The sequence below is a fragment of the Marinospirillum perlucidum genome (assembly GCF_003336805.1).
GTDB lineage: Bacteria > Pseudomonadota > Gammaproteobacteria > Pseudomonadales > Halomonadaceae > Marinospirillum > Marinospirillum perlucidum.
This window is the reverse complement of record NZ_QFWJ01000021.1, coordinates 1-2,194: the sequence shown is the minus strand read 5'-3', so window position 1 is coordinate 2,194 and position 2,194 is coordinate 1. Positions and strand designations below refer to the sequence as shown.

The 2,194-nt window shown below is 52.1% G+C and carries 3 protein-coding genes; all 3 read right to left on the bottom strand.

The window, feature by feature from the left end; genetic code table 11:
- Positions 1-240: 240 nt before the first annotated feature.
- Positions 241-1,509 (bottom strand): translesion error-prone DNA polymerase V subunit UmuC, encoded by a 1,269-nt coding sequence (gene umuC / locus DFK18_RS14425; protein WP_114418978.1) that lies wholly within the window; start codon positions 1,507-1,509, stop codon positions 241-243.
- Positions 1,510-1,512: 3 nt separating this feature from the next.
- The gene (gene umuD, locus DFK18_RS14420) at positions 1,513-1,941 is read right to left on the bottom strand and encodes a translesion error-prone DNA polymerase V autoproteolytic subunit (protein ID WP_114418977.1); all 429 of its coding nucleotides are present in this window, start codon (positions 1,939-1,941) and stop codon (positions 1,513-1,515) included.
- A partial coding sequence (locus DFK18_RS14600) for a hypothetical protein (RefSeq protein ID WP_218563979.1) occupies positions 1,919-2,194 on the bottom strand: 276 nt, incomplete at its 5' end. The genes DFK18_RS14600 and umuD, both read right to left, overlap by 23 nt.

Here is a 2,194-nt window from a genome sequence, read left to right as displayed (position 1 = left end):
TATGTTCTATAACGGCAGGCGGCTGCACTCCTACCTGGGCTATATGAGCCCAAATCATTTTGAGCAGCAGTGGTCGGAAGTGAAAGAAGCGGCTTAACTGGGTGTCACAAAAACCTTGACCACGTCACCTGCGCACCCGCTTATCAAAATAGGCACGATCAAGGGGAAGGTGATCGACGGGTTTGATAATTTCAAAAGACACAAAACCTCCTTGTGTAGAAACGGGTGGAATGCTGACAACTACTTTACCCTAGGCACATCACTCCAGCGAGTGGTATAGGCCGGTGACAGGTAATCCCGCTTCATGCTCCAGCCTTTCTGAATGCCCTGGGCAGCGAAGAAAACTTTGCCCAAGCCTTTCTGGTTGATGTGATCCAGAGCCTGCATGAGTTCTTTGCTCTTGGGTTTGTCCTTCACATCATCAAACAGCTCGGGTTGGTAGCAGTAGGGGTCGTAAAAGTCAGAAAGCAGAATGCCGCCCTTGGCATAACGAAACCCATCCTTCCAGATGGTTTCCAGGCCCCGGTGAGCGGCTTCAATCAGGCTGCGGGTGTCATCGGTGGGAGTGACCATTTCCAGAGTGGCAGCATTGCTGTACTGAGGTTCCTGATTGTTGAAGGGGCTGGTACGGATAAACACGGCCAGTTGCTTGGCGATTCGGCCTTCACCGCGCAGTTTTTCAGCGCCTCGGGTGGCGTATTCACTGATGGCTTCACGCATGGCATGAAAACCCGTAATCCGCTCCCCAAATGAACGCGAACAGACAATCTCTTTTTTGATCGCCGGGGTTTCTTCCAGGCCCAGGCAGGCAATGCCATTCAGCTCCCGCACGGTTTTCTCAACCACCACGGAAAAGCGTTTGCGGATCATGTGGGGGTCGGCATCGGCCAGAGCCAGGGCAGTTTTGATGCCCATTAACTCCAGCCGAGCTTTGAGCTTGCCGCCAATGCCCCAGACTTCATTTACCGGCAGCAGGGCCATGAGTTTGCGCTGGCGTTCTTTAGCAGTGAGATCCACCACCCCCTGAGTGGCCGGGTAAGACTTGGCTCCATGGTTGGCCAGCTTGGCCAGGGTTTTGGTGGGGGCAATGCCCACACAGACTTGAATACCCGTCCATTGACCAATCGTACCGCGTACCTGCTGCCCAAAGGCTTCCAGTGAAGTGCAGGCCTCAACACCGGTCAGATCCAGAAAAGCTTCATCAATGGAATAGACCTCCACATGCGGGGCCAGCCCTTCCAGAATCGACATCACCCGCTGGGACATATCCGCATAAAAGGCATAGTTGGAAGAGAAGGTCACAATGCCATGGCGTTCGATCTCATGGCGAATCTTGAACACCGGAACACCCATCTTGATGCCCAGCGCCTTAGCCTCTTTGGAACGGGCCACCACACAACCATCGTTATTGGAAAGCACCACCACTGGCGTGTGCTTCAAATCAGGCCGAAACAGCTTCTCGCAGGAGGCATAAAAGTTATTGCAATCCACCAGGGCAAACACCGGCATGGCCTACTTCCTCATGTGATGAATGACATTGGTCACCACACCCAGGATCTCCAGCTCAGCCCCTTCAGGAATCACAATCGGGGAATAATTGCAGTTGCAAGGCACCAGGCACGGAGTGGGGTGCAGCTGGAGTTGCTTAACCGTCAGCTCACCATTGAACCCGGCAATCACCGTATCGCCATCGGCAGCGTTCAAAGAGCGATCCACCACCAGCAAATCATCCGGGAAGATTCCCGCTTCAATCATCGAATCCCCTTCAGCACGAACAAAAAAAGTAGAAGCTGGACGTTTAACCAGTAGTTGATTCAAGTCCAGCGCCTGCTCCACATAATCCTGAGCCGGAGAAGGAAAACCCGCTGCAACCCGCTCCAGGTAAAGCGGCAAGGGCATTTCCGGGAAATCACCGGACTCACTGACGTAACTGACGCGCATCGAAAAGTCTCCAAAATAGTTGATACTGATACTGATACTTATACAGTACTGCGAGAAGCAGAGACAAATCAAGAAACCGGCAAAAATAGAACAGGCTGCTTGATCCAGAGGCAAGGCATTGATAGAAAGGTGTCAATGGCCATTTATTTTGACCCACCTTTGGCCAATAAAATTGACCCACCTGATGCGTTAATTGGTTAACTTTTCTTTCAGTCGATAGCTTTCTCCTCCCAGCATGAAGATGTGTGAGTGA